12 protein-coding genes are annotated in these 23,568 nt (G+C 44.6%); 6 read left to right on the forward strand and 6 right to left on the reverse strand.

Features of this window, described 5'->3' with window-relative positions; translation table 11 throughout:
* Positions 1–735 precede the first annotated feature (735 nt).
* Positions 736–3,150 carry a TonB-dependent receptor gene (locus tag R3P39_RS00945; RefSeq protein ID WP_336565137.1) on the reverse strand — a complete coding sequence of 805 codons (2,415 nt, stop codon included), beginning with the start codon at positions 3,148–3,150 and terminating at the stop codon, positions 736–738.
* Positions 3,151–4,003: 853 nt separating this feature from the next.
* On the opposite strand from R3P39_RS00945, the gene R3P39_RS00950 reads away from it, so the two are divergent.
* From R3P39_RS00950 to R3P39_RS00960, 3 genes are all read left to right on the forward strand, one after another.
* A complete protein-coding gene (locus tag R3P39_RS00950; protein ID WP_336565138.1) occupies positions 4,004–6,271 on the forward strand; it encodes an aminotransferase class V-fold PLP-dependent enzyme in 2,268 nt (755 codons plus the stop codon).
* A 205-nt stretch (positions 6,272–6,476) separates the two neighbouring features.
* The gene (locus tag R3P39_RS00955; protein ID WP_336565139.1) at positions 6,477–6,626 is read left to right on the forward strand and encodes a DUF2256 domain-containing protein; all 150 of its coding nucleotides are present in this window, start codon (positions 6,477–6,479) and stop codon (positions 6,624–6,626) included.
* Between the two features lie 470 nt (positions 6,627–7,096).
* Positions 7,097–9,268 carry a TonB-dependent siderophore receptor gene (locus R3P39_RS00960; protein ID WP_336565140.1) on the forward strand — a complete coding sequence of 724 codons (2,172 nt, stop codon included), beginning with the start codon at positions 7,097–7,099 and terminating at the stop codon, positions 9,266–9,268.
* A 124-nt stretch (positions 9,269–9,392) separates the two neighbouring features.
* Here the strand turns inward: R3P39_RS00960 and ltaE are convergent, their stop codons facing one another.
* The 4 genes from ltaE to R3P39_RS00980 form a co-directional block, all read right to left on the reverse strand.
* Positions 9,393–10,403, reverse strand: a complete 1,011-nt coding sequence (gene ltaE, locus R3P39_RS00965; RefSeq protein ID WP_336565141.1) for a low-specificity L-threonine aldolase — start codon at positions 10,401–10,403, stop codon at positions 9,393–9,395.
* An 81-nt stretch (positions 10,404–10,484) separates the two neighbouring features.
* Positions 10,485–12,068 (reverse strand): sugar porter family MFS transporter, encoded by a 1,584-nt coding sequence (locus R3P39_RS00970; RefSeq protein WP_336565142.1) that lies wholly within the window; start codon positions 12,066–12,068, stop codon positions 10,485–10,487.
* A gap of 4 nt (positions 12,069–12,072) precedes the next feature.
* Complete coding sequence (locus tag R3P39_RS00975) at positions 12,073–13,080, reverse strand: LacI family DNA-binding transcriptional regulator (RefSeq protein WP_336565143.1); 1,008 nt, start codon at positions 13,078–13,080, stop codon at positions 12,073–12,075.
* Between the two features lie 464 nt (positions 13,081–13,544).
* Positions 13,545–14,879, reverse strand: a complete 1,335-nt coding sequence (locus R3P39_RS00980) for a GH1 family beta-glucosidase (protein WP_336565144.1) — start codon at positions 14,877–14,879, stop codon at positions 13,545–13,547.
* A gap of 181 nt (positions 14,880–15,060) precedes the next feature.
* Here R3P39_RS00980 and R3P39_RS00985 point away from each other — a divergent pair, with 181 nt between their 5' ends.
* The 3 genes from R3P39_RS00985 (at position 15,061) to R3P39_RS00995 (ending at position 20,077) form a co-directional block, all read left to right on the forward strand.
* The gene (locus R3P39_RS00985; protein WP_336565145.1) at positions 15,061–16,314 is read left to right on the forward strand and encodes a sugar MFS transporter; all 1,254 of its coding nucleotides are present in this window, start codon (positions 15,061–15,063) and stop codon (positions 16,312–16,314) included.
* A complete protein-coding gene (locus R3P39_RS00990; protein ID WP_336565146.1) occupies positions 16,314–18,851 on the forward strand; it encodes a glycoside hydrolase family 3 protein in 2,538 nt (845 codons plus the stop codon). The genes R3P39_RS00985 and R3P39_RS00990 overlap by 1 nt, the downstream gene beginning before the upstream one ends.
* A gap of 248 nt (positions 18,852–19,099) precedes the next feature.
* On the forward strand, positions 19,100–20,077 hold the full coding sequence (locus R3P39_RS00995; protein ID WP_336565147.1) for a transposase: 978 nt from the start codon (positions 19,100–19,102) through the stop codon (positions 20,075–20,077).
* Between the two features lie 475 nt (positions 20,078–20,552).
* Here R3P39_RS00995 and R3P39_RS01000 read toward each other — a convergent pair whose 3' ends face one another.
* Entirely contained in the window at positions 20,553–23,558 is a 3,006-nt protein-coding gene (locus R3P39_RS01000) for a TonB-dependent receptor (RefSeq protein ID WP_336565148.1), read from the reverse strand.
* Between the last annotated feature and the right edge of the window lie 10 nt (positions 23,559–23,568).

A 23,568-nucleotide genomic window follows, 5' to 3' on the forward strand; every position in this document is an offset into this window, starting at 1 on the left:
CCTTGCCCGGCCAAATATCCACCTGACCTAACTGCTGTATGACTATGGGTGAGCATCGCACAGCCTAAAATTGGGAATGTTATTGGGAATGTTATATTGAACCACTGCAGTTCTGGTGCACACATTTTTTATCTGCTCAGAGTTAACTGGAAGCCAATTTGGTGAACCAACTATTTACCTAACTCCACAACCAGAAACACGGCGCTTGTATCACCCGACTAAAGGTAACCTGGACGCTCAGGATTCTTATACTTTTCTTTGCTTTAAAATTATTGCGATTATATACTTAAAAAGAAAAGGTAAGAACTGTTTTTTATATATATCAGCTACTAAGAAAAACCAATCACACTTACTACTGATATTTTCACACAATAAAAAAATAAAAAATGTACTTTTAACTTTCCTCACACTGTAATTGTATAAAAAATTGTTAAATCAAAACCATTACACGAGATTACACGCAAATAAAATTCAACTAGTACTGCGTTTGTGGCTCGCCAAATGTGCAATATTTAGGGTATAAGAATAAGGAATATCGGTGGCTGGATTGCAAGCTTAATCTATCACTGGAGTAACGCATCTCGGAGGCCTACGGGGAAAAGGTTTGATCGCTGAAGCCACCAAATGCTAGTTTGGAGCACCCTCAGCTTGCATTTGGTAAGGTAAACATATCAGTTTGCCTATCGCTTTTAAGCGGCTAGTGGCGCCTTACAACACCACTAGCCATTGCCATCATTAGAATTGGTAATTAAAACTCAACTTAGCGTTGCGCTCATTACCAGGCAGCCCACCTAGGAACATGGCTTTACTGTAATAACGTTCATCACCTAGGTTTTCAATATTCAGCTGAATATTATACTGCTCGGTGGCAAACTTCACCGCGGCATCCCAGCGCGCATAACCATCGATGGTGGCCGTTGGTAAACCAAATGCTTTTGAGTTGATGGAGCGCTCACTTTCGTAATTTAAGCCAACACTGTATTCAATGGTGCCTGCAAGCGCGTCTACGGGTTGCATGTAACGCACCCAAGTGCTGGCAAACTTTTGCGGCACGCCTTTCTTTTGACCCGAGCGAGTGTTGCTCCGAATTTCAATGGCATCTTGATAAGTGGCGTTGATATTTACACTAAAGCGCTCGCTTAATGCCATGTTTAAGTCAAGTTCCACCCCTTTTGATTCGTCTTCGTCATCAAAAAAGAAGCGTGGCACACTGACGTTATACTCAGGTCCTGGTTTATCACTGTATTCAGGGTTGGCATACATTAAGTTGGTGCGCTTGGTTTCAAACCAAACAATTGAACCTAGCAAGTCTTCATCAAACGCCGTAAAACGCACACCAATGTCTAGTGTTTCAGACTCTGAGTCTGGGCGGTTTTTGCGGTTGCTGTCTGACTCATCAACCAAACTTCCTAAAATACCATAGGCGGTACGCCCTTTTGCAACGTTCACAAATGCCGCTAGGTTAGGTACCAACTGGTAGTTTAAACCGAGATTGTAAGTAAAGCCGGCATCATCAGTGTCCAGAGCTTTACCCTCTTCAGGTGCACGGTCAGAACCTAAGTGCTGATACGTTTGTTCCACCGTTGAGTAAGCAGCACCGACTCGAGCGGTCAATGCGTCGCTAAGATAAACCACCTCTTGCGCACTGATACCATAGGCGGTTAAGTTTTTATCGTAGTTGCTTCGTAAAGATGGGTCATAATCCATAAACTCAGCCGTTGGCCAATTCGGTTCACGAATATCAAGGATATACGGGATTTCACCATTGCCGTCACCGTCGTAGGCCGACCAACTCTTTAAGCGCATATCGCGGTTTTCGTAATTAACACTAACTAAGTGCTCACCATGAACAGTATCTAGATCCCAAGTAAGTTGTAGATCGGCAAAGTACTGCCAGCTTGACTCACTGGCCACCTGGCGACGATACTCCTGACGACGTGCAGCGAATGGATACAAGGTATCGTCGACAACTAAAGGCGCTCTTGGGTCGGCATTGATCACACCACGGCGCTCCCAGTAGACATAATTGTAAGCACCGGTTTGACGCACAAAGTCTGAGTCATAGCTGCGCCATAATAGCTGCTGAGTTAGCTTCGAGTTCCTATCAATATACCAATCATGACGCAGTTTAATCCGCGCTTCTTGCCCTTCATTAGGGCGAGAAAGTGGAGAGATAAGGCTGCCATCGCCTAAATCGAACGGCTTTAGACCATCACTGGCAGTAATGGATGCTGCTAATTGCGCCCGTTGCTCAGCCGTTAGTTGCACACCAAGAAAGCGCTGACTTTCCTCATCGAATTGGGGGTCATTGGGTAATAAGTCAGCCGTCACAGCCCCTGGCTCACTGGCAATACTGTCCCAGTTTAAGATCCGTACCGGATCCCCCACTGAGTCTATTTGCTGAGCATCATCAATGTAGGCTGAAGAAAGCAATAGCGTGTGGTCGTTATTAACATCAAAATGCAAACTGGCGTAAATTTCATCACGCTCTGACGCTAAATCACGGTAACCATCACTGCGCTCATGATTGGCAACCAGTCGATATGCGAGTTTATCGTTTAGAGCATCAGTAACATCTACACTGACACCATAAGTATTCCATGCACCGATTTTACCACTGAGCTCTACCGCACGTTCAAACTGTGGCTTTTTCTCAACTAGGTTCACCACACCACCTGCAGCCCCGATACCATATAAGCCGGTGGCTGGGCCTTTAAGTACTTCGATGCTCGCAATGTTGGTTAGTGAACGAGTTGGATTAAAGCTGTTGCCTAAGTCCGCACCACCATACATACCATCGTAAGTGTAGTTCACCCCTAAACCACGTAAGATCAGGGTATCGCCTACGCCATAGTTATTCCCTGCTTGCGATAAGCCACTAATATTCCGTAAAGCAGATTGCAATGTGGCCGCACTTTGAGAAGCCAATAGCTCCTTATCCACTACTACCACCGCGGCAGGGGTTTGCATCAAGTCCATATTTGACTTGGTGGCCGTTCCCGACTGTAGGATAATTTCATTGTGTTTTCCGTAAACGCTAATGCGTTCAATTTGATCATCATTAGCGTAACTGACAGCGCTACTGCCGAGCAGGGCCAATTTTACTGCAACACTGGCAGCAGATAGGATAGAAGCGCGAGAGAATTGCATGTTTTAACTCCAAACTGCAAACAGGACCTTCATGCCAGAAAGCCCATATAATAAGTTGTTTTCGAGGATGCGGAGTCTAGCAATAAAACTGTAATGATAACAACTCTCATTTGCATTTATTATTTGTAACCAGTATTGCTACAGCAAAAACAATGTAAACAGCGACCAATGCATGTTTCTATATTGTGCACACTTATAAAAAGCAAAGTTAATATCAATCACCTAAATAACTTCACTTAGCTACTATAAAACCCTAACCACTTTAGCTTTCTGCTCCATTTTAGTGAACCTCATAACCAGGACACCCACCTTAGTTAAAACAAATGGCCATGCCTATTTGCAAGACACCCACTTTTAATGAGACTTCCTTTACCAGAACCTAATTAACAAGACACCCACTTTATTAATGCAAATCAACTTTGTTTTCATGAAAGACACCCATTTTTTCAAAGCGCATGACTTGGCAAGATGATTTTTAACAAGACACCCACTTTATCCATGCCAGTCAACTTCGCTTTCATGAGGGACACCCATTTTTCAAAGCGCATGACTTGGCAAGATGACTTTTAGCAAGACACCCATGTTTAATGAGGCTTCCTTCTCCATAACCTAATTAACAAGACACCCACTATTTCATCTGGCTTCCTCCACCAGCAAAAGAATTTGATGTGAAGCCGTTACCGCGTTTACTTGAAAAAACGACTGTCGATTTCAGTTAACACCAAGCATGAAACATTACGAGAGGGCAGTAACTAAGCTTGAAACATACCAGTAACTCGATTAATATAACTATAAATAATTACTTATTCCATAAAGTTATATTGGTAATTTTGTTTATTCCTGAGGCACAGTCATGACAGAACAACACGCTTTATCGCAAGTCTATTTAGATGCTAATGCGACCACTCCTGTTTTAGATAAAGCGGCTGCAGCCGCCTTAGTGACCATGGAAACACAATTTGGTAACCCCAGCAGCAGCCACATCACCGGCCTACAAGCAAAACAGCTGATGGAGCGCACTCGAGAAAAAGCGCAGCAAGTGTTGGGTTCTGGGCAAGGTAAGGTGATCTTCACCAGTGGCGCCACTGAAGGCATACAAACCGGCATTTTATCGGCGCTGTGTGCAGCTAAAAAACGTCATAGCAATACCAATAAAACAACCATTCTTTATGGAGCAACCGAGCACAAGGCGGTACCTGAGTCGCTACATCACTGGAATCAAGTATTAGAAATAAACGCTGAGATTAAGGCTATACCGGTAGATAATAAGGGCAACCTTGACAGAGATTTTATTGCCAAGCACGTACCTAGTGCACTGATGATCTGTACTATGGCAGTAAATAACGAGACCGGTGTTTATCAGGATTTAAACGCTTTAGAGCAGATTATTAGAAAAAACAACCCTAGTGTATTTTGGCTAGTTGACTGCGTTCAAGCATTAGGAAAGCGGCAACTTAACCTGTCCGCGACGACCATTGATTATGCCCCTTTTAGCGGCCATAAACTTTATGCGCCAAAAGGCATTGGTTTTGTCTACATTCGTGACAATGCCCCATTTACCCCTTTTATTGCAGGCGGGGGGCAAGAAAACGGTTTACGCTCTGGTACCGAAAACCTGCCAGGTCTTGCAGCATTGGAAGTGATTTTTGATCAGTTACTTGATGACACTGACAGTTGTTTTGTCGATGCCGAAACGCTTACCCACTATCGCGAACAATTAGCGACTGCCTTAAGGGATGCTTTTCCTACTATTGTTTTCAACAACTCCTTTGAAAACAGCGTTCCTACTACCCTAAACTTTGCCATTCCTGGGTTTACGTCAAAAGAAATCATGGACCTATTTGATGCTGCTAATATTCGTGTAAGCTCTGGCTCGGCGTGTAGTTCAGCCGTAACTCGAAGCTTTGTGTTAGATGCCATGGGATTGCCCGTATGGCAAAGTGAAGCCGCTATTCGCATGTCATTTGGACCGGCGACCACGGCCAAGGAAATCGCTACTGCCTGCGAGCGCATAGCCTATTGCGCCAAAGCATTAGGCCACAGTTGTTTACTGCAAAATGACCATGAAATAAGTGAAAAAACCGTATTAGATGGTTTAATGCAGTTTAAAGTAGGCGGCGCATGCTGTTGGCTATTTGCAGACAGCATCAGCAAAACGGCTGTGGTTATTGACCCTTTGCCTGAGCTCGTTGAGCGCATCAATACTCTATTAAAGTGTCAGCAATATACTCTTGTAGCTGCACTAGACACCCATGGTCATGCCGATCACCAATCCAGCGCCTGCAAACTAAACAGCAAACAACAAGCGTGCGATCATTTAGGCAGGCCTGTTACAACCGATACCATAAAACATCAAGGGCATACCTTGCCAACCATTCAGATTGGCGACTACACCTTGGCAAAAGTAGCCACACCAGGTCATACCGATGACAGCGTTAGTTTCTTATTGCTGGACAACCAATCAGAGCCAGCAACGATAAAGTTTGCTTTTTGCGGCGACTTAATCTTAATGGCTGCATTGGGCCGCACTAACTTCGCCACTAGCTCATCCTCAGACATGTACCATAGTTTACAGCTATTAGGTGAGCTGATTGCAACTGACACCCTGCTTTGCCCAAGCCATGATTATAACAATGAGTTTGTAACCACCATCGCAGCAGAATGCCAGCGCAATGTTATTTTAAATGAGGTTATGACAGGCACGATCACCAACGCTGAATTTTGCGATAAAAAAGTGCTTATAGATAAGCAATTAAATGACCATCAAGGCAGTGAAATAATATGTGGTGCCACACTTTGCGGCCAAGAGCAATTTGTTCTCAAAGAATACAATGCCGCCAGTTTAGTCAAACAAGCCGCTCAGGACGATAACTTAATGCTTATTGACATTCGCGAGCCCCATGAGTATGCCCTTAATCATGCGCAGGAGTTTGACCAAAATGTGCCACTAACCCGGTTGGTAGATTTTATTGCCAAACAAAACCATGACAAGGATCAGACCATGGTACTTGCCTGTCGCAGCGGAAGTCGTTCGAAGCTTGCTGCACAAGCGTTAGCAAGGTTGGGCTTTCACAATATCGGACATTTAAAAGGAGGTTATGCATTAGCAAACCTATCCTAAATGACTCTTAACAGTTCCTTTCTTAAAGCACTTTGACTGCTAGCCAGTCAGGTGCTTTTTTATTTCCAGCTCATTTGCCTTCACCACGATTAGCAGGTTTGTGCTTATAAGTTATGAGCTTTAGGCCATTGATCACTCTCTATCTGCTCCACGTACTGATCATTAATAAAAAAGACACCCACATTAACAGAATTTACCCAGCACTATGGCCCATAAAAAACTTCACCTACCTTCTAAAATATGTCCCGTCTGCATGCGACCCTTTGTGTGGCGGAAAAAATGGCGCAATACATGGCAAGAAGTAAAATACTGCTCAAAACGGTGTGCTAGCAATGCCAAACAAACGGAAAAATAACTGACACCCATCTAAATAAGCTAACAGACATCCACTCTTCGATTTCAAAAGGGTGCCAGAAAGCACAACCGACAAAATAGCAGAAACCCACCTCAATAAGTTAGCAGACACTCACTCTACGAATTAAAAGGATGGCAGCGGAAAAATAACAGACACCCACTCTTGGACTTCAAAAAAGTGCCAGGAAGCACAACCGGCAAAATAGCAGACACACCTAAATAAGTTCGCAAACACTCACTCTACGAATTCAAAAGGATGACAGTAAGTACAACGAGTCTACGATACAATGACCTCTATGAATGAGCACAAATCGCCAAGCCAGTTTTCCTAGCGCTGACCTCCTTTAGTTAATAAGAACACAATAATAAATTAATTTACTGTAAAATCAGCATTGAACAACACAAACAATATTGATAACCAATATCATTTAGAATATCATCCCGAGAAATTAAGATATCAAAGGATGTATCATGCGCTCATTTAACTATAAAAACCCTGCTTTATTAGCCAGCTTGGCGCTCGCATTTTCAGCTTCAACACATGCTCAAAGTGACCAAGCCAATTCGGCTATTGATGAAGACATCGAAATCATTGAGGTAAGCCCTCGAGGACTTATCTCTTACGTCAGTGCTACCGCATCAAAAACGGCAGTGCCGATTGTAAAAACACCTGTCTCAGTATCAGTATTAACATCGCAACGTATTTCGGATCTTGGTGCCGAGACACTGCAAGATGCAATTGGTTATGTAGCCGGTGTTTATAATGGCCCATATGGGGTCGACACTCGAGGTGACTGGTCGAAGGTTCGGGGGGTAGATCCACTGCAATACGTAGATGGATTGCAAAAACAATTTGGTAATTACAATAACACTCGCACCAATCCTTATGCTTTAGAAAGTGTTGAAATTTTAAAAGGTCCATCTTCTGTTCTTTATGGCCAAGGCTCTACTGGCGGTATTATTAATGCGGTCTCAAAGCGACCTAAAGCAGAAACGGAAGGCGAAATTTGGGCTCAAATTGGTAACTACGATCGCCGCCAACTGGCTTTTGACTATAACAGCGCATTTGGTGCTCAACAGCAATATCAAGCCCGTGCCGTAGCCATGTATAGAGACAGTGGCACTCAAACCGACTTCGTTGATGACAACACCTTGCTACTTGCACCAAGCTTAAGCTGGTTGATTAGTGAAGATACTGAGGTAACCGTACTGGCAAACCTACAAAAAAATGAGTCGGGCTCGTCTACGCAATTTTTCCCTCACGAAGGCACAATTCTACCAGCAGAATATGGTCAGATCCCAAGTGAGCGCTTTATCAGTGAGCCGGGTTGGGACAAATACGATACCGAGCAACAAGCAATTACTGCCATTGTTGAGCACAGCATCGATTTAGACACACAGGTAAAATTTTCAGGTCGTTACAGTGATAGCAGCTCTGAGTATCGTACCATTTACTCCTGGCCACCTAAATTTGAGGCTGACAAACGCACGGTTAACCGCATAGCCAGCCTTACCGATGGCAGCGCTCGCAGCCTAACGATGGACTTGCAATTACATAAATACGCTGAACTTAATTCAGTAAAATTGACCATGGTGTCAGGTGTTGATTATCAAGATGCTGATACAGATGCCGATCGTGCTCGCGGGTTAGCCGCACCATTGGACCTGTACGATCCGGTTTATGGCCAAAGCGATGCTCTGCTGCCAACCGAGGTCAATGATAACCCAAACAACACGCTGAATAACGAACAATTAGGCGCCTATGCCCAAGTCACGGCTGAAGTTGATAGTTGGGTTATCAATGCCGCCCTTCGCTACGATGATGTGTCTAATCAACTGCAAACGGCAAATGCTGTGAAAAACAGTCAGTCTGCTACCACAGGACGAGTGGGTGTCCTTTATCAATTTGATAATGGTATTGCCCCGTATGCCAGCTACTCAGAATCCTTTAAGGCTGTATTTGGCCAAAAAGCGCAAGGTGGAGCTTACAAACCACTTGAAGGTGAGCAAGTCGAACTGGGTATGAAGTACCAACCCACGGGCACAGAACACTTAATCACAGCATCGGTGTTTGAGATCAAAGACAAAAACCAAGTACGCAAAGTAACGCCTGAATTTGAAGTTCAAGATGGTGAAGTCGCCATTAAAGGCTTCGAATTAGAAGCACAACTTGAGTGGCAATCGGTAGACGTTTACGCCGCTTATTCATACCTTGACACCGAGCAAGATCTCACGCCTTTGACTCCTACTGAATTATTTGTGAACCAAGATCAAGTCACTCTTATTACCGATGACGCGCCCTTATCTGCCACGCCTAAGCATTTAGCGTCTATCTGGGCAACCTATCGAGCTGATGAGTACGTGTCGGGGTTAAAATTTGGCATGGGTGTCCGTCATGTTGGTAAAACGTTCGATGGTAGTCGCACCGTTGAACTGAATGGCCAAGTATTGCACCAGCAATTGGTTACCGATAACTTTACTCTGGTTGATATGATGGTGGGCTACGATCTCGAGGAGTATGAGTTTAGCTTGCAGGTTGACAACATCGCAGACAAAACCGTGATCACCAGCTGCTTGTATCGCGGCGATTGTTTCTACGGTCAGCGTCGTACCATAAGCGCTAACGTTAAATATAAATTTTAATATTCACTAAATTTATTGCCGGCGGCAGTATACCAATATTGCCGCCATTTTATTGCTAAAATTGCCCCCTCACTCAACAACACTTTAAGATGGGTGTCTTGTCCAACTTGTTGTCAAACTTGCTTTAAGATAGGTGTCTTTTCAACGCTGCAATTAAGGTGTCTATGGCGCTTTTATCAATCCCCAAATGGGTCACTAAGCGCATGCCTTGATAGCCCGGCGTTATAATAATCCCTTGTGCACGTAAATCAGCGGCAATGGTTTGAATATCAATGCCCGCATCTACATCAACGAAGACAATATTGGTTTGCGGTGGCTGTCTGCTGGTATCAAAACCAGGTAATGTATTTAATTGCGCTGCCAAATACTGGGCGTTTTGATGATCCTCAGCAAGGCGCTCTACATGGTTCTCCAACGCATACATTCCGGCCGCGGCGAGCATGCCTGCTTGACGCATACCGCCACCAAGCATCTTGCGAATGCGGCGCGCGGTATTGATAAAGTCTTGGCTGCCAACTAACAGAGAACCAACAGGCGCGCCTAACCCTTTAGATAAACAAATGGTAAACGAATCAAAGTACTTTACTATCTCGGTGATATCGACGTTTGCTGCCACGGCGGCGTTGTATACCCTCGCGCCATCAAGGTGGAGCTGAAGATGATGCTGTTGGCAAAATTGCTGTGCTTGCTTTAAATAGGCTAAATCCAGTACTTTGCCACCAATGGTGTTTTCTAGGCTCAGTAATTTTGTTCTGGCAAAGTGCGCATCATCGGGCTTAATTGCCTGCTTCACTTTGTCTAAGCACAAGCTGCCATCCGCTTCATTGTCGATGGGCTGTGGCTGAATAGAGCCAAGCACCGCGGCTCCCCCGGCTTCGTATTTATAATTATGTGCCTGTTGCCCACAAATGTATTCATCACCGCGCTGGCAATGACTCATTAATGCTAATAGATTCGCTTGGGTGCCTGAGCTGGTAAATAATGCCGCTTCAAAGCCATGCCGTGAGGCTGCGTATTGCTCAAGAGCGTTAACACTAGGGTCATCACCATAGACATCATCGCCAAGCTCTGCGTTAAGCATGTGCTCACGCATCGCCGGAGTAGGAAGGGTCACTGTGTCTGATCGAAAATCCATGAGTTGCCTGTCTTTCATTGTCGTTGTAATGCCGCTTAGTGTAACAACTGAGCGACATAAAGTGACTAATTTGAGGTGAGTTTAACTATTCGCGGTTAACTTCGCACTTAGCTGCTCTAAGCTTTGGCCTTTGGTTTCTTTAACAAACAGAAATACCAATAATAACGCGAGCATAGAGCACGCACTATAAAGTAAAAAGGTGGTGCTGGCACCAAAGGTTTCAAGCTCCCATGGAAAAATGAGCTGCACAGTAAAGCTGGCGGCATTATTTACCACCCCAACCACGGAGATAGCCACAGCTCGAATCGAGTTGGGGAAGATTTCGGAAAACATCACCCACATCACAGGGCCTAAAGACATGGCAAATGCAGCCACAAAAATCGAAATACCAGCCAACACTAAGGTCGCTGGCATAGTAATACTGTTGGCGATAATTTGCGCTTTGTATTTGCGATACTCTTGAGTGGTTAATCGTGACTTTAACGCGCCATTAAAGCTGACATCCGAATCAAAACGCTGAGCGGTAAGTGGCATCAACTTAGTGGTTGCCAAGTCTGGATGGGCTTGTTGTATTTGCGCTATCGCCTGTGGCGTCAGTTGATAGGTGGCCTGCTTAAAGCCCCAACTGCATAAGGCCATACTGAAACTAATGCCGATTAGGCCAATAATGAGTAACGGCCGGCGACCCAATTTATCAATACTGAGCATGGCCACCACAGTGAAAATAACGTTAATCAAGCCTATCCAAATGGCCTGGACAAAAGCGGCGTTGGTACCTACGCCACTTTGCTCAAATATGGTTGGCGCATAGAAAAACACCACATTTATTCCTGATACCTGCTGTGCTATGCCTAAGAGTAAGCCGATACCTAATGCTAACCTTAGCTTCTTACTGAACAGCAACTTTAGTTTAGCCAGTACTGAACCACTGCGATTGTAATCGCTGTTTAAGTCATTATTAATATTTTGCTGTTGCGATAGCGCCTGTGCTGGCGAGTATAGCTGCTGCAAAGTTTGTTGTGCCGCTGAATCTTGTTTTTTCATCAATAACCAGCGCGGACTCTTAGGCAGTGCTAGCAACATCAACATCCACAGTAACGCTGGAATTGCTTCTATTCCTAGCATCCAGCGCCACGTATTGCTGTCTAATTGCAGCCAGTTCACCCAAGGCAGCTGCGACTGGCTTAGCTGCAATAAAAAATAATTACTAAAATAGGAGATAAATAAACCAATCACGATATTTAATTGGTTTACTGAGACCAGCCTGCCACGTTGTTCCGGCAAGCTTATTTCAGCTATGTACATGGGTGCGACCATCAGCGCACAAAATGCCATACCACCAATAAAGCGCGCCAACACCAAAGTCTCAAAGGTGTTCGCAAAGGCCGATAATAATGCCGAAATAAAGTACAAGAATGCGGTGATCAACAAGGTTTGTTTTCGGCCAATGGCATCCGCCACTGGCCCTGCCAGCATGGTGGCTATCAAGCCCCCTAAAGTGGGCGCACTAACAACTAAACCTTGTTGCCAAGCACTGAGATTAAACTCTTCAGTGATAAAGCCAATGGCCCCCGATATCACTGAGGCATCAAAACCAAAAATAAAACCACCTAGCGATACAATTAGGGTATATTTCATTGCGTTAGATATCGACAGTGGTTTCATTTTTTTACCTTTTTAGCGCAGACACGGAGTCACGAGTAATTAATGTCGGTGGGAAGAGGTTGTCTACCTCAGGTTGTTTTTTATCTTTGTATACATGTTTTAATACCCAGCGAGCCGCGGCTTCTCCCATTTTTCGAATGGGGTTGTCGATGGTGGTCAGCTTAGGGTAAAGGTATTTAGCAAACAGCACGTCATCAAAGCCCACTATAGAGAGCTCTGAGGGCACTTTGATCCCCGCTTCTCTGGCAGCTGTCATGGCTCCGGAGGCCATTTCATCATTGGCGCACACCAAGGCAGTAAAATCGACCCCAGAGGCAATAATGTGATTTAGCGCGGCACTACCATCGGTCTCATGGTAACCGCCCTCGAAAAATAAACTCGGATTAAAGTCGATCCCCTGTTCTGCCAAGGCCTTTTTATGTCCAGCGAAACGTTGCTTGGCATCTAATTTAAATAGCGGACCACTAATATAGGCCACCTGCCTGTGCCCAGCGTTCAATGCCGCTTTAGTCGCCAAATAGCCACCGAGTTCGTTATCGGTATAAAAGCAACGCTCTGCGAGCTCTGGAATATGACGGTTCACAATCACCAGCTCAATATCCCGCTTTGATAATTCAATAAGATAGTCATCGCTTACGGCCTCGGCATGCACAATTAAGGCATCACAGCGTCTATCAAGTAAAAACTCTATGGCTTGTTGTTCTTTTTCAGCATCACTGTGACCGGCCGCAATAATGGCGTGTTTACCTGCATTGCGTAAGGTTGTTTCAATGGTACTCATCATGTCCCCAAAGAAAGAGCCATGCAGTTCAGAGACCAGTAAGCCAACACTGTTACTGCGGTTAGACGCCAACGATTGAGCAATTGCATTAGGCTTATAGCCCAGTTCAGCCATGGCGCTTAACACTTTGTCACGAGTCTTATCACTCACCTTAGTGTTGCCATTCATTACTCGCGACACCGTAGCTAAAGACACGCCAGCCGCTTTTGAAACCTCATAAATTGTTGCCATTTTTGTTTTTAACTCATCCGTTGTCGATGTAATGCATTCATTTTAAACCATTTACAAAACAAACGCCTCGCAATATCCATAACCAACAGAACATAATTTAACCCTGTTAACAAGACACCCACCCCAAAACCAATCAAACTGCATTTTAAATTTACCAGACACACACCTTAAATTTTAAATTAGCCAGACACCCATCTTTACTTAAAAGGTATCGATTAAGGCCTTTGTTTTCGCATCCGCGATTTACATAGAAGAAGACGCTTAATGCAAATGATTTAAAGGACAGTCACTCAAATAGTTTGGTTACAACTTGATATGGGTGTCTTTTATTTCTCACCTTTACTTATCACACCTAGATGGCTGTCTACCAAACGACCAAAGGTGGGTGTCTTTCAAGTTATCTGCTACCTAATTATCCTGAAGTGGGTGTCTGCTAAATTACCTCATAAGTGAAGTTATTCAGCTTATTTTCTTGAGGTAATCAAATCTCGGTATGCAAGGGCGCTCAATTTAGGAGTGCGCTTTTGCGTTTTGTAATCTACATACACAATACCAAAGCGTTGGGTGTACCCTTCAGCCCACTCAAAGTTATCCATAAGACTCCAAGCAAAATAACCACGGATATCTACGCCAGCATTTATTGCCTCATGCACAGCATTTAAATGGCCATTAAAGTAATCAACACGAACTTCATCCATTACACAGTCATTGTTTATGTCATCAGCAAATGCCGCACCATTTTCTGTAATGTATAAAGGAGGCAAGTGATATTGGGTGTTCAGCTGCGTTAATAAATCTCGAAAAGAGTCAGGCACCACCTCCCACCCCATGGTCGTTAGGTGTTCACACGTGGGTTCGACCGATTCATACCAACCTTTGCCATCGGCTCTGTAACGGTTATGGGTGTAGTAATTTACGCCAAGATAATCCAATGGCGCAGAGATGATGTCTAAGTCTTCAGGTTGTAGTTGGGGTTGTACTTCAGGGTCAAGTTGCTGCAATAATGTGGGGTAACAGCCATCGATTAGTGGCTTTAAATACCAGTGATTACAATAGTCATCCGCTATTTTAGCTGCATCAATATCTGCTTGAGTGTTTGTCGCTGGGATAGCATTGGCAAAGTTCAGCACAATACCGTGCAAACTATTAGGACAGTTTTGTCTTAACCTTGGCATGGCTAAACCATGAGCAAGAAGTAAATGATGCGCAGCTTGTCGCCCTGCCTGTTGTGATTTAATGCCTGGCGCATGGATGCCAACTTCATAGCCTAGGTGAGCACTGCAAAAAGGCTCATTTAAAGTGGTATAAGCATAAACCGCGTCACCTAACTCTCGACTTACTACATCGGCATAGTCGGCGAACGCATATGCCGTATCGCGATTCAACCAGCCGCCTTTTTCCTCTAGTGACTGAGGTAAGTCCCAGTGATAAAGCGTAACAAACACCTTTATCTGTTTAGCTACCAAAGCAGAGACGAGTTGTTTGTAAAAATCAATCCCTTGGCGATTAAGTTGACCGTCATCTAACATCACTCTTGGCCAAGACACAGATAAACGGTAAGCATCCACCCCTAGCGATTCAATTAGCTCAATATCTTGCTGCCAACGCGCAACATGTTCGCACGCTTGCTCGCCGTTACTGTTATCGATTATGGTACCGGGCTGCTCGCAAAACCTATCCCAAATAGACTCACACCGCTGTGCTTTGGCCCCTTCAATCTGAAAAGACGAAGTCGCAACGCCAAAAATAAAGTTCGACTGCATCATTTTCGAATCTTCTGGCAAAGTTAACTTTTTCATTATATTTAGCCTCAGTCAGCATCAAAGCCCAATCAGTACGGTTTCCGCGATAAAAAATCTGATTAGTTTGGCATTTTTATTTGAATTAACGCGCGCTTTCTGCAATTATCAACACAAATGTAAGCGCTTTCATCATGTAAATGTAAGCGCTTTACCAAAAAAAATCAACTAGGAGTTTCACGTGAGCGCACCGTCTCAACTTGATGCAACACCCACTACAGAGCCGCAACAGCCGGGTCAATACCGCTTTGCGCTAGGTGCATTAACCTCGCTGTTTTTTATGTGGGGTTTTATTACCTGTTTAAATGACATCTTGATCCCCTATCTCAAGGGAGCATTTGAGTTAAATTACACTCAAGCTATGCTGATCCAATTTTGTTTTTTCAGTGCCTATTTTGTGGTTTCTATTCCTGCAGGTCGCCTAGTAAGTAGGATCGGTTATCAGAAAGGGATTGTTTCAGGTTTACTAATCGCAGGACTTGGCTGCATTTTGTTCTATCCTGCAGCTGAAAGCGGCATTTACAGTGTGTTTCTGTTTGCGTTGTTTGTGCTTGCCGCTGGGATCACCATTTTGCAAGTTGCAGCGAATCCCTTTGTCAGCGTGTTAGGCTCCCCTGAAACGGCGCCTGCAAGGTTGACCATGACCCAAGCGTTTAACTCACTTGGCACCACAGTAGCACCATTTTTCGGAGCCATTTTAATATTCAGTGAAGGCAGTGTGGTTGAGGTCGGCGATGCCAGCGCAACGCAAATGCCATACCTGATGTTGGCCGCTATGCTGGCAGCCCTGGCCATTATTTTTGCTTTTTTGAAATTACCACAGCTCAAGGGCACCACAGAGCAAAACCAGCTTGGTGACTCAAAAGCATGGCACCATAAACACTTAGTGCTCGGCGCAATCGGTATTTTTGTTTACGTTGGTGCAGAAGTGGCCATAGGCTCAACACTGGTTAGCTTTTTACATCAGCCTGACATTGGTGACATGACTGAAGCGCAAGCTGCGAAATTGATTGCCTACTATTGGGGCGGTGCCATGGTTGGACGCTTTATTGGCGCCTTAGTGATGCAAAAGGTATCTGGCCGTATTGTACTAACATTCAACGCGTTATGCGCGTTTGCCTTAGTCATTATCGCGGTGCTGAGTGATGGCAAACTGGCTATGTGGAGCATCTTAGCCGTTGGACTGTGTAACTCAGTTATGTTCCCAACTATTTTCAGCTTGGCGCTCAACGGTCTTGGTAAGCAAACCGCTGAAGGCTCGGGTATCTTATGTTTGGCCATTGTTGGGGGTGCATTTATTCCGCTGCTGCAAGGCGTGCTTGCAGATGGCATCAATTTACAAATTTCATTTTTATTACCAGCTCTGTGTTATATCTATATTGCCTACTTTGGCTTTAAAGGGGCTGAACCTCAGCGTTTCAAGGGTAAAAGCTAATGAACAAAAAGAATACTTTACTCACTATTATTGCCGCAGCATTAGCACTTTCTGGCTGTGACAGTAAAGAAGTAGCAAGTACTAGTGACGACAAAAGCGTAAAAAACTGGCCGGTCATTGAATCAGCCGTAAAGTCAGACTCGGATATTGAAGCCAAAGTAGCTGAACTACTTAAGGACATGACTCTAGAGCAAAAAGTTGCACAAATGATCCAACCTGAGATCCGCAACATGACGGTGGAAGACATGCGCCAGTATGGCTTTGGTTCTTACCTAAACGGGGGGGGTGCGTTTCCTTACAACAACAAACACGCAACACCACAAGACTGGGTGAAGCTAGCAGAGTCTCTTTATCAGGCATCGATTGACGATAGCTTAGATGGTAGCCGCATTCCGACTATGTGGGGAACAGATGCAGTTCATGGTCATAATAACGTCGTAGGAGCCACTTTATTCCCACACAACATCGGCTTAGGTGCGGCCAACAATCCTGAGTTGATTGAAAAAATAGCGCAAATTACAGCCAAAGAGGTTCTTGCAACTGGCATCGATTGGATTTTTGCGCCAACCGTTGCCGTCGTTCGTGATGACCGCTGGGGACGAACCTATGAAGGCTACTCCGAGCATCCAGACATCGTGAGAAGTTATTCAAGAGCCATCGTAACGGGTTTACAAGGCTCACCTGAGCAGGACTTTTTAGGTGACACCCATGTAATTAGTACCGTAAAACATTTCGTGGGTGATGGCGGTACTGTGGATGGCGATGACCAAGGTGATAATATCGCCAGCGAAAAAGAAATGATTGCACTGCATGCACAAGGGTACGTTGGAGGCCTTGAAGCAGGTGCGCAGTCTGTGATGGCGTCATTCAACAGCTGGCACGGTGAGAAAGTACATGGCAGTCATTACTTGCTCACTCAAGTTCTGAAAGAACGCATGAACTTCGACGGTTTTGTTGTTAGTGACTGGAATGGCCATGGCCAAATTCCTGGTTGCACTAATGACAGCTGCGCCCAGGCAATTAATGCTGGTATTGACATTGTCATGGCACCGAACGACTGGAAGTCATTGTATTATAATACCGTTGAGCAAGTACAAAACGGTGAAATTGCGCAGACACGCATCGATGATGCAGTCACTCGCATACTAAGAGTTAAACTTCGAGCAGGCTTGTTTGACAGACCAAGCCCAGCCAATCGAGATTTCGCAGGCAAAACCGATATCATCGGTTCTGATGAGCATCGTGAAGTGGCTCGTCAAGCCGTGAGAGAGTCATTGGTGCTATTAAAAAACAAAGCCCAACTTCTGCCTCTTAATCCAAACCAAGACATTCTTATGGCAGGTGATGGCGCAGACAATATCGGCAAGCAATCTGGCGGCTGGAGCATTACTTGGCAAGGGACCAATAATACAAATGCCGACTTCCCCGGTGGTACCTCTATTTACGATGGCATAAAAGCACAGGTTGAAGCCGCAGGCGGCACAGTCACCTTGAGTGAGTCAGGCAATTACGACAACAAGCCGGATGTCGCTATTGTTGTATTTGGTGAAGATCCATACGCTGAAGGTCACGGAGATAGAGCCACGCTTGAGTATAAGCCACAAGATAAATCTGATCTGGAGCTATTAAAGCGCTTGCAATCTCAAGGTATTCCAACCGTCTCTATTTTTATTAGTGGACGCCCAATGTGGGTTAACCCTGAATTGAATGCCTCAGATGCTTTCGTTGCTGCATGGCTACCAGGCTCTGAAGGGGTTGGCGTCGCAGACGTGATCCTTAGCGATAAAGATGGAAAAGCAAAATATGACTTTACCGGCAAGCTTAGCTATTCATGGCCTAGCTCCCCCACTCAGATAGTTAACTTTGGCGACCAAGAGTACAACCCGCTGCTTGCTTATGGCTTTGGCTTAAGCTATCAAGATGACAATGTATTACCAGATACACTGCAAGAGGAGTTTGCCTCTGACTATGGCAGCCAACAAGGCGTTGAACTGCTGGTAAGGTCAATTAATAAACCTTGGCAAGGGCATTTATTCAATACTGAAGAGTCTTTACATATCAATGCAAATACTGCAGAGATCGGTGGCTTGAAATATCGTACAACTGACCGAGAAGTTCAAGAAGATGCTGTTATGTTAGCATTTGATGGCAGCACCAACAGCGGCTTCCGGTTAGCCAGTGAAAGCTATTTTAGGGAAGATTTGAGCCCGAATATACCTGACCAAGCAGCTTTAAGTTTTATGGCCCTTGTTGCAAGCAAGCCATCAGCGCCTGTGATGTTGACAATGAGCTGTGAAGGCGAAGCAGATACAGCAGGCTCCTGCACTGCTCAACTTGATATTAGTGAACAACTGCAATCAATGCCTGAAAACACATGGCAGACAGTTACTATAGGCCTAGATTGCTTCACTAGCCAAGGCTTTAATACCGCTAAAACGGTTGTGCCATTAGAGCTTGCGACCAAAGGTAAACTGGAACTTGGTTTGTCTGAAATAAAAATCGTGGCAGAAGAATCACCTACCATTCAATGCCAATAAGTGGAATTAATAGCTAAGCGGCTCAACTGCTTTACATACATTCGCTAGATTTGTTTTGTTTAGTAGACACCCACTGTTCAGTAGACACCCACCGAAATTAAGGTGGGTGTCTTTTTAAGAAAAGCACTGAAACTACTTTTTCCTCAAACTCTTTGTAATCCCCCTCACAAAAAATCAAAGGCCATGTTGGCTTTTTGCAAATTAGTATCTAACCTTTAAATTGCATTCAAAGGATTGAAGGTGAATTAATGGCAACCGCTAGAAGCAGACAAGTCTGTCTTAAAGAAACCCCATATTATCATTGTATTTCTCGCTGCGTTAGAAGAGCTTTTTTGTGTGGCTCAGACAGCCATACGGGAAAAAACTATGACCATCGTCGTCGCTGGGTTGAAAATAGACTACTGATATTACAAAAGGTTTTTTGTATTAATATTTGTGCATACGCAGTTATGAGTAACCATACGCATGTCGTATTACACGTCGACCTCGACAAAGCAAAAGAGCTCACTGATCATCAAGTTTTGCAGCGGTGGAGCTACTGTTACCAAAGCTGTGAAACCGTTAATAAGTTATTGTCTGGTCAGAGACTGCTCGAACACGAACAATTTAAAATCAAAACAAAGGCCAAAGAAATAAGAAGCCGACTAACTGACATTAGCTGGTTTATGCGTTCGCTAAATGAATACATCGCCAGAAAAGCCAATATTGAAGATCAGTGTACAGGCCGGTTCTGGGAGGGAAGGTTTAAGTCTCAGGCCTTACTAGACGAAGCAGCACTACTCGCATGCATGGCTTATGTCGATCTAAACCCAGTTCGGGCGAAAGAAGCTAAAACATTAGAAGGTTCTAATTTCACCAGCATTAAAAAGCGTCTTTTTCATGCCGATCCTGATGATCAACCACAGGGTTTATTGCCTTTTGCCACTGACCAAGAACATAGGTCTTTGCAGCAACAATTCTTGCCCATCAGCTTAGAAGCCTATATCGACTTAGTCAAAGTCACAGGGCAATGTATTCGCAGTGACAAACCTGGCCTCTTGCCAAAAGATTCTACCCTATTGAAGCGTTTAAAAATAAAGGCCATAGCCTGGATGAAAATGACAAAAGGGTTTGAGCATATCTTCCACGGTGCTGTAGGAAGGTCAAACTCTAAACGACGATTTTGCAGGGCTCTATGCTTCAAACGCCTCTCAGGTATCACCAGTTGCGCTCTATTACTTGGCTAGCAAGTTTTCATATTAACCATGTACTTATACAGTTAATGCGGCTGGCTTATTCATAGATTCCTCTACTGACTGCAAATGACCAATAAGGCTTATCTAAAGTAAACGATTCCCTAGCAATGACTATTGAATTAGCGTAGATCTAAAGAGTTTTCAATCCATAGAAACCTCCCACTCAATATATAAACCTTAAGGTGGCTGTCTACTAATTACATTGGGTGTCAGCTTAGTTCCTAGCCGGATCGACTACTTAGTCTCACTGTAAATTTGTCACCGAAAAGACAAGTTGTCACAACAAAAGTACCAACAATTTGAATGGGTGTCTTGTATAGACCTCTTGTATAGACCTTGTATAAACCTTGGCTACCTCGGACTTTTCTGTGCTTATCTCCATAGTTAAATTGCATGGCTGTCTACGTTTTATCGCACACCATAAATAAAAAAGCCGCTCAAAGAGCGGCTTGCTTATAAAGTATAATTAATTACCCATGCTGTATCTAAAACCAATGGAGTATCTTGGTCCATATTGTGCAGCGCTTAAGAATTGACTTTCAAAGCGGCTGAATGAACGCTCAGTCTCATTGGTTAAGTTAACCCCTTCAAAAAACACGGTTGTGCGTTCATTGATGTCATAGTTAACACTCAAATCCCATTGCAAGTATTCTTCCGCGTATTGTGGTGGCGCACTTGCACCCGAATCAGGAAGCCCTTGAGCAATTAGGTATTGGTCACGCCACGCCCCTGTTACTTTTACAGACAGCCCATCTTTCTCGTAAAAGACCTGTACGTTTGCCGAGTCACTCAGTCCGGCCAACACAGCTTGTGAAGCTAAGACATAGTTATCGTACTCAACATCGCCATCCACCATAGTGGCGTTGAAACCAGCACCAAAGCCAGAATCACCAAACAGATGTTGCACCGCAACTTCAACACCATTTACTTTACGAGAGCCGACGTTTTCCGGTGAGTTAATGGTCCATTCGATCAGCGGATCGGTGGCAGGATCGGGAAGAATACGGTTGTTCTCTCCAATTCCTACGCCATTGGCCACTATCTCATTGTAAATAGCGGCATCGGTTGCTTGCTCACCACGTGCTTCAATAGCAGCAACCGCGTCGTTCCAACGTTGTCCTTGGTAAACATCGTGCAAGCCATCAAACGTCGTTTTCACTTGGCTGTTATCAATCCAGTTATCAACGTCTTTCCAGAAAAGACCTACCGAGGCATAACTTCCCTCTTCATAGTAGTACTCTAAGCTAAGGTCGAAGTTAGTCGACTTAAACGGCTCCAAGTTTGGATTGCCTCGACTACCACTGCGCGAGTTCAACTTAGGTGATGGTGTCAGGCTTAAGTTGCCAAGCATATCGCCCAAAGTAGGTCGTGTTATGCTTTGGCCCCACGAAGCTCGGGTAACGAGATCTTCAGTAAGGTCCACTTTAATATCAACCATTGGCAACAAGAGGTCGTAATTACCTTCGTACTCAACCTCCACTAATTCACCGCCACTGGCAAATTGAGTCAGCCATTCAGAACCACCAGCCCAGTATACTTGCTCAGCTACACGGCTTTTTGCAGGGCTGACCACATCGGTTTCTTCGTAGCGCAAGCCAAGATTTACATAGACTTCATAGTCGCTCACCTCAAACATCCAGTTGCTAGAAAGGTAAACACTAATAGTTTCTTCTTCTACCTTATTAACCGGAAATCCATCAAAGCTACCAATCTCATATACATCACTGCCAATAACGTCTTCTGTGAGATACGCCTCTTGGCGAGCAAAGGCTTCATCAAGATCGAAAATATAAGTATAGCCCGGAGCCACGCCATTTTGACCGAACGCGAATTCATCTAAAAAGTTATTTAGATCAACACGTTCAAACATCGCATCTGGGAATATTTCAGCAAAGGTACCATTGTTAAAACCAGGCGCGTTGGCATTATTTGAGCCACCCCAGCCACTTAAGGTTTGCTTTGTATAGGCCGCACCAAATTTCACCGTTTCCAAGCCAATGTCAGTGTAAGTAAATAACTGACCATCCAGTTGTACTTGTGACACCTCAGACTCGCCTGGGGTTCTGGTAAAGATGCTGAAGTTTGAGCCAATTTCAGCTGGCTGAACTTCATTTGTGCCGTTATCCCAGTTAATATTGTAGCCAGGAACGTCACCTTCTCTAAAGAAGTATTCTTTCGTTGTCAACGCAGCAGAGCCAAGGATCACCCTAGCATTAGCATTTAACCCAGAGTCCATACCATTATCTGTGGTGGTTTTTGAGTTATGCGCATCTAGAGTAAAGCTAAGGTTCTCGCTCGCCTGCCAATCAATATTAAGGCCAGTGGCTTTTGAGTCTACTTCAGTGGTTTCACGAAATGCGGTAAACGAAGCATCATCGCCTGCCGAGTTATAGTAAATGGCAGTACCGTTCTCATCGAGCTCATAAGCGTTACCATTGCCACCAAAGGAGCCATTCCAAATACCCCAAGAGAAAGAGTTATTGCCCGTGACCGCATTTGAAATGGTGTGATCTAGAGTGATCACTAAGTCATCGGTGGGTGCATATTGCAATGTCGCCTGAGCGTTTAGGCGCTCACGTTTGACATCGTCTTTAGAAAAGCTCACTTCTTGCGGGAAAAATGCCGCAGACACATACTCGCCATTCTCTCCAGCGCTGGGATCAAAGAACTGCTTAGCAGGCATGCCATCCTCGTCCATAGGGCGGTTATCAACAATATTTTCTGCATCCACAGATAGGGTTGGGTTGACCAACCACGATCTCACATTCGCAGCTTGACGTTGAAAATCACGACGGTGGTAGGAGAAGTTAGCCGAAACCCCAAAGGTATCATCCGCAAACGTATTACTGTATATACCGGCAATCTCAGGAGTTACCTCATCACCCTCTTCCACTGAAGAGTCGTGAATGCCTTTGGCCATAAAAGAATAACGCTCACCAGAACTTTGTAATGGCTTGGCCGTCACAATATTAACGGTTGAACCCAATCCACCTGTAGGCGACTCTGCGCGCGCGGTCTTCATTATCTCAAGAGCACTCACGCCCTCAGAGGAAAGGTTTTCAAAGTTAAAAGAGCGGGTAAAACCTGTACCGGCCATTTGCCGGCCATTAAGTGTAACCAGGTTAAAAGAAGGCCCAAAACCACGAACTGTAATTTGGCTACCTTCACCATTTGAGCGACTTACCGACACCCCGGTAATACGCTGCAATGATTCCGCTAAGTTGGTGTCTGGGAACTTACCCATTTCCTCAGCAGAAATGGCATCCATTACACCTGGTGATGAACGTTTCAGGTCCATTGAGCGGATCAAACTACCTCGGATCCCTTTAACTTCAATGACCTCAACTTTCTCTGCTGATTCTTGTTGCTCTGTTTCTTCTGCTTGCGCCACTGCAATTAAACCGGCATTGGCGGCCATGGCTAATGACAGTTGGATAGCAAGCTTGCTTTTATTGAATTTTTTAGTATTCATGATTGCCCTG

The sequence above is a fragment of the Pseudoalteromonas sp. UG3-2 genome (genome assembly GCF_037120705.1).
GTDB lineage: Bacteria > Pseudomonadota > Gammaproteobacteria > Enterobacterales > Alteromonadaceae > Pseudoalteromonas.

Coding starts and splice junctions, on each gene's coding strand:
- R3P39_RS00980 (WP_336565144.1), bottom strand. CDS start 14,879: ATGAAAAAGTTAACTTTGCCAGAAGATTCGAAAATGATGCAGTCGAAC.
- R3P39_RS00975 (WP_336565143.1), bottom strand. CDS start 13,080: ATGGCAACAATTTATGAGGTTTCAAAAGCGGCTGGCGTGTCTTTAGCT.
- R3P39_RS00960 (WP_336565140.1), top strand. CDS start 7,097: ATGCGCTCATTTAACTATAAAAACCCTGCTTTATTAGCCAGCTTGGCG.
- R3P39_RS01000 (WP_336565148.1), bottom strand. CDS start 23,558: ATGAATACTAAAAAATTCAATAAAAGCAAGCTTGCTATCCAACTGTCA.
- R3P39_RS00955 (WP_336565139.1), top strand. CDS start 6,477: ATGGCCCATAAAAAACTTCACCTACCTTCTAAAATATGTCCCGTCTGC.
- R3P39_RS00970 (WP_336565142.1), bottom strand. CDS start 12,068: ATGAAACCACTGTCGATATCTAACGCAATGAAATATACCCTAATTGTA.
- ltaE (WP_336565141.1), bottom strand. CDS start 10,403: ATGGATTTTCGATCAGACACAGTGACCCTTCCTACTCCGGCGATGCGT.
- R3P39_RS00950 (WP_336565138.1), top strand. CDS start 4,004: ATGACAGAACAACACGCTTTATCGCAAGTCTATTTAGATGCTAATGCG.
- R3P39_RS00990 (WP_336565146.1), top strand. CDS start 16,314: ATGAACAAAAAGAATACTTTACTCACTATTATTGCCGCAGCATTAGCA.
- R3P39_RS00995 (WP_336565147.1), top strand. CDS start 19,100: ATGGCAACCGCTAGAAGCAGACAAGTCTGTCTTAAAGAAACCCCATAT.
- R3P39_RS00945 (WP_336565137.1), bottom strand. CDS start 3,150: ATGCAATTCTCTCGCGCTTCTATCCTATCTGCTGCCAGTGTTGCAGTA.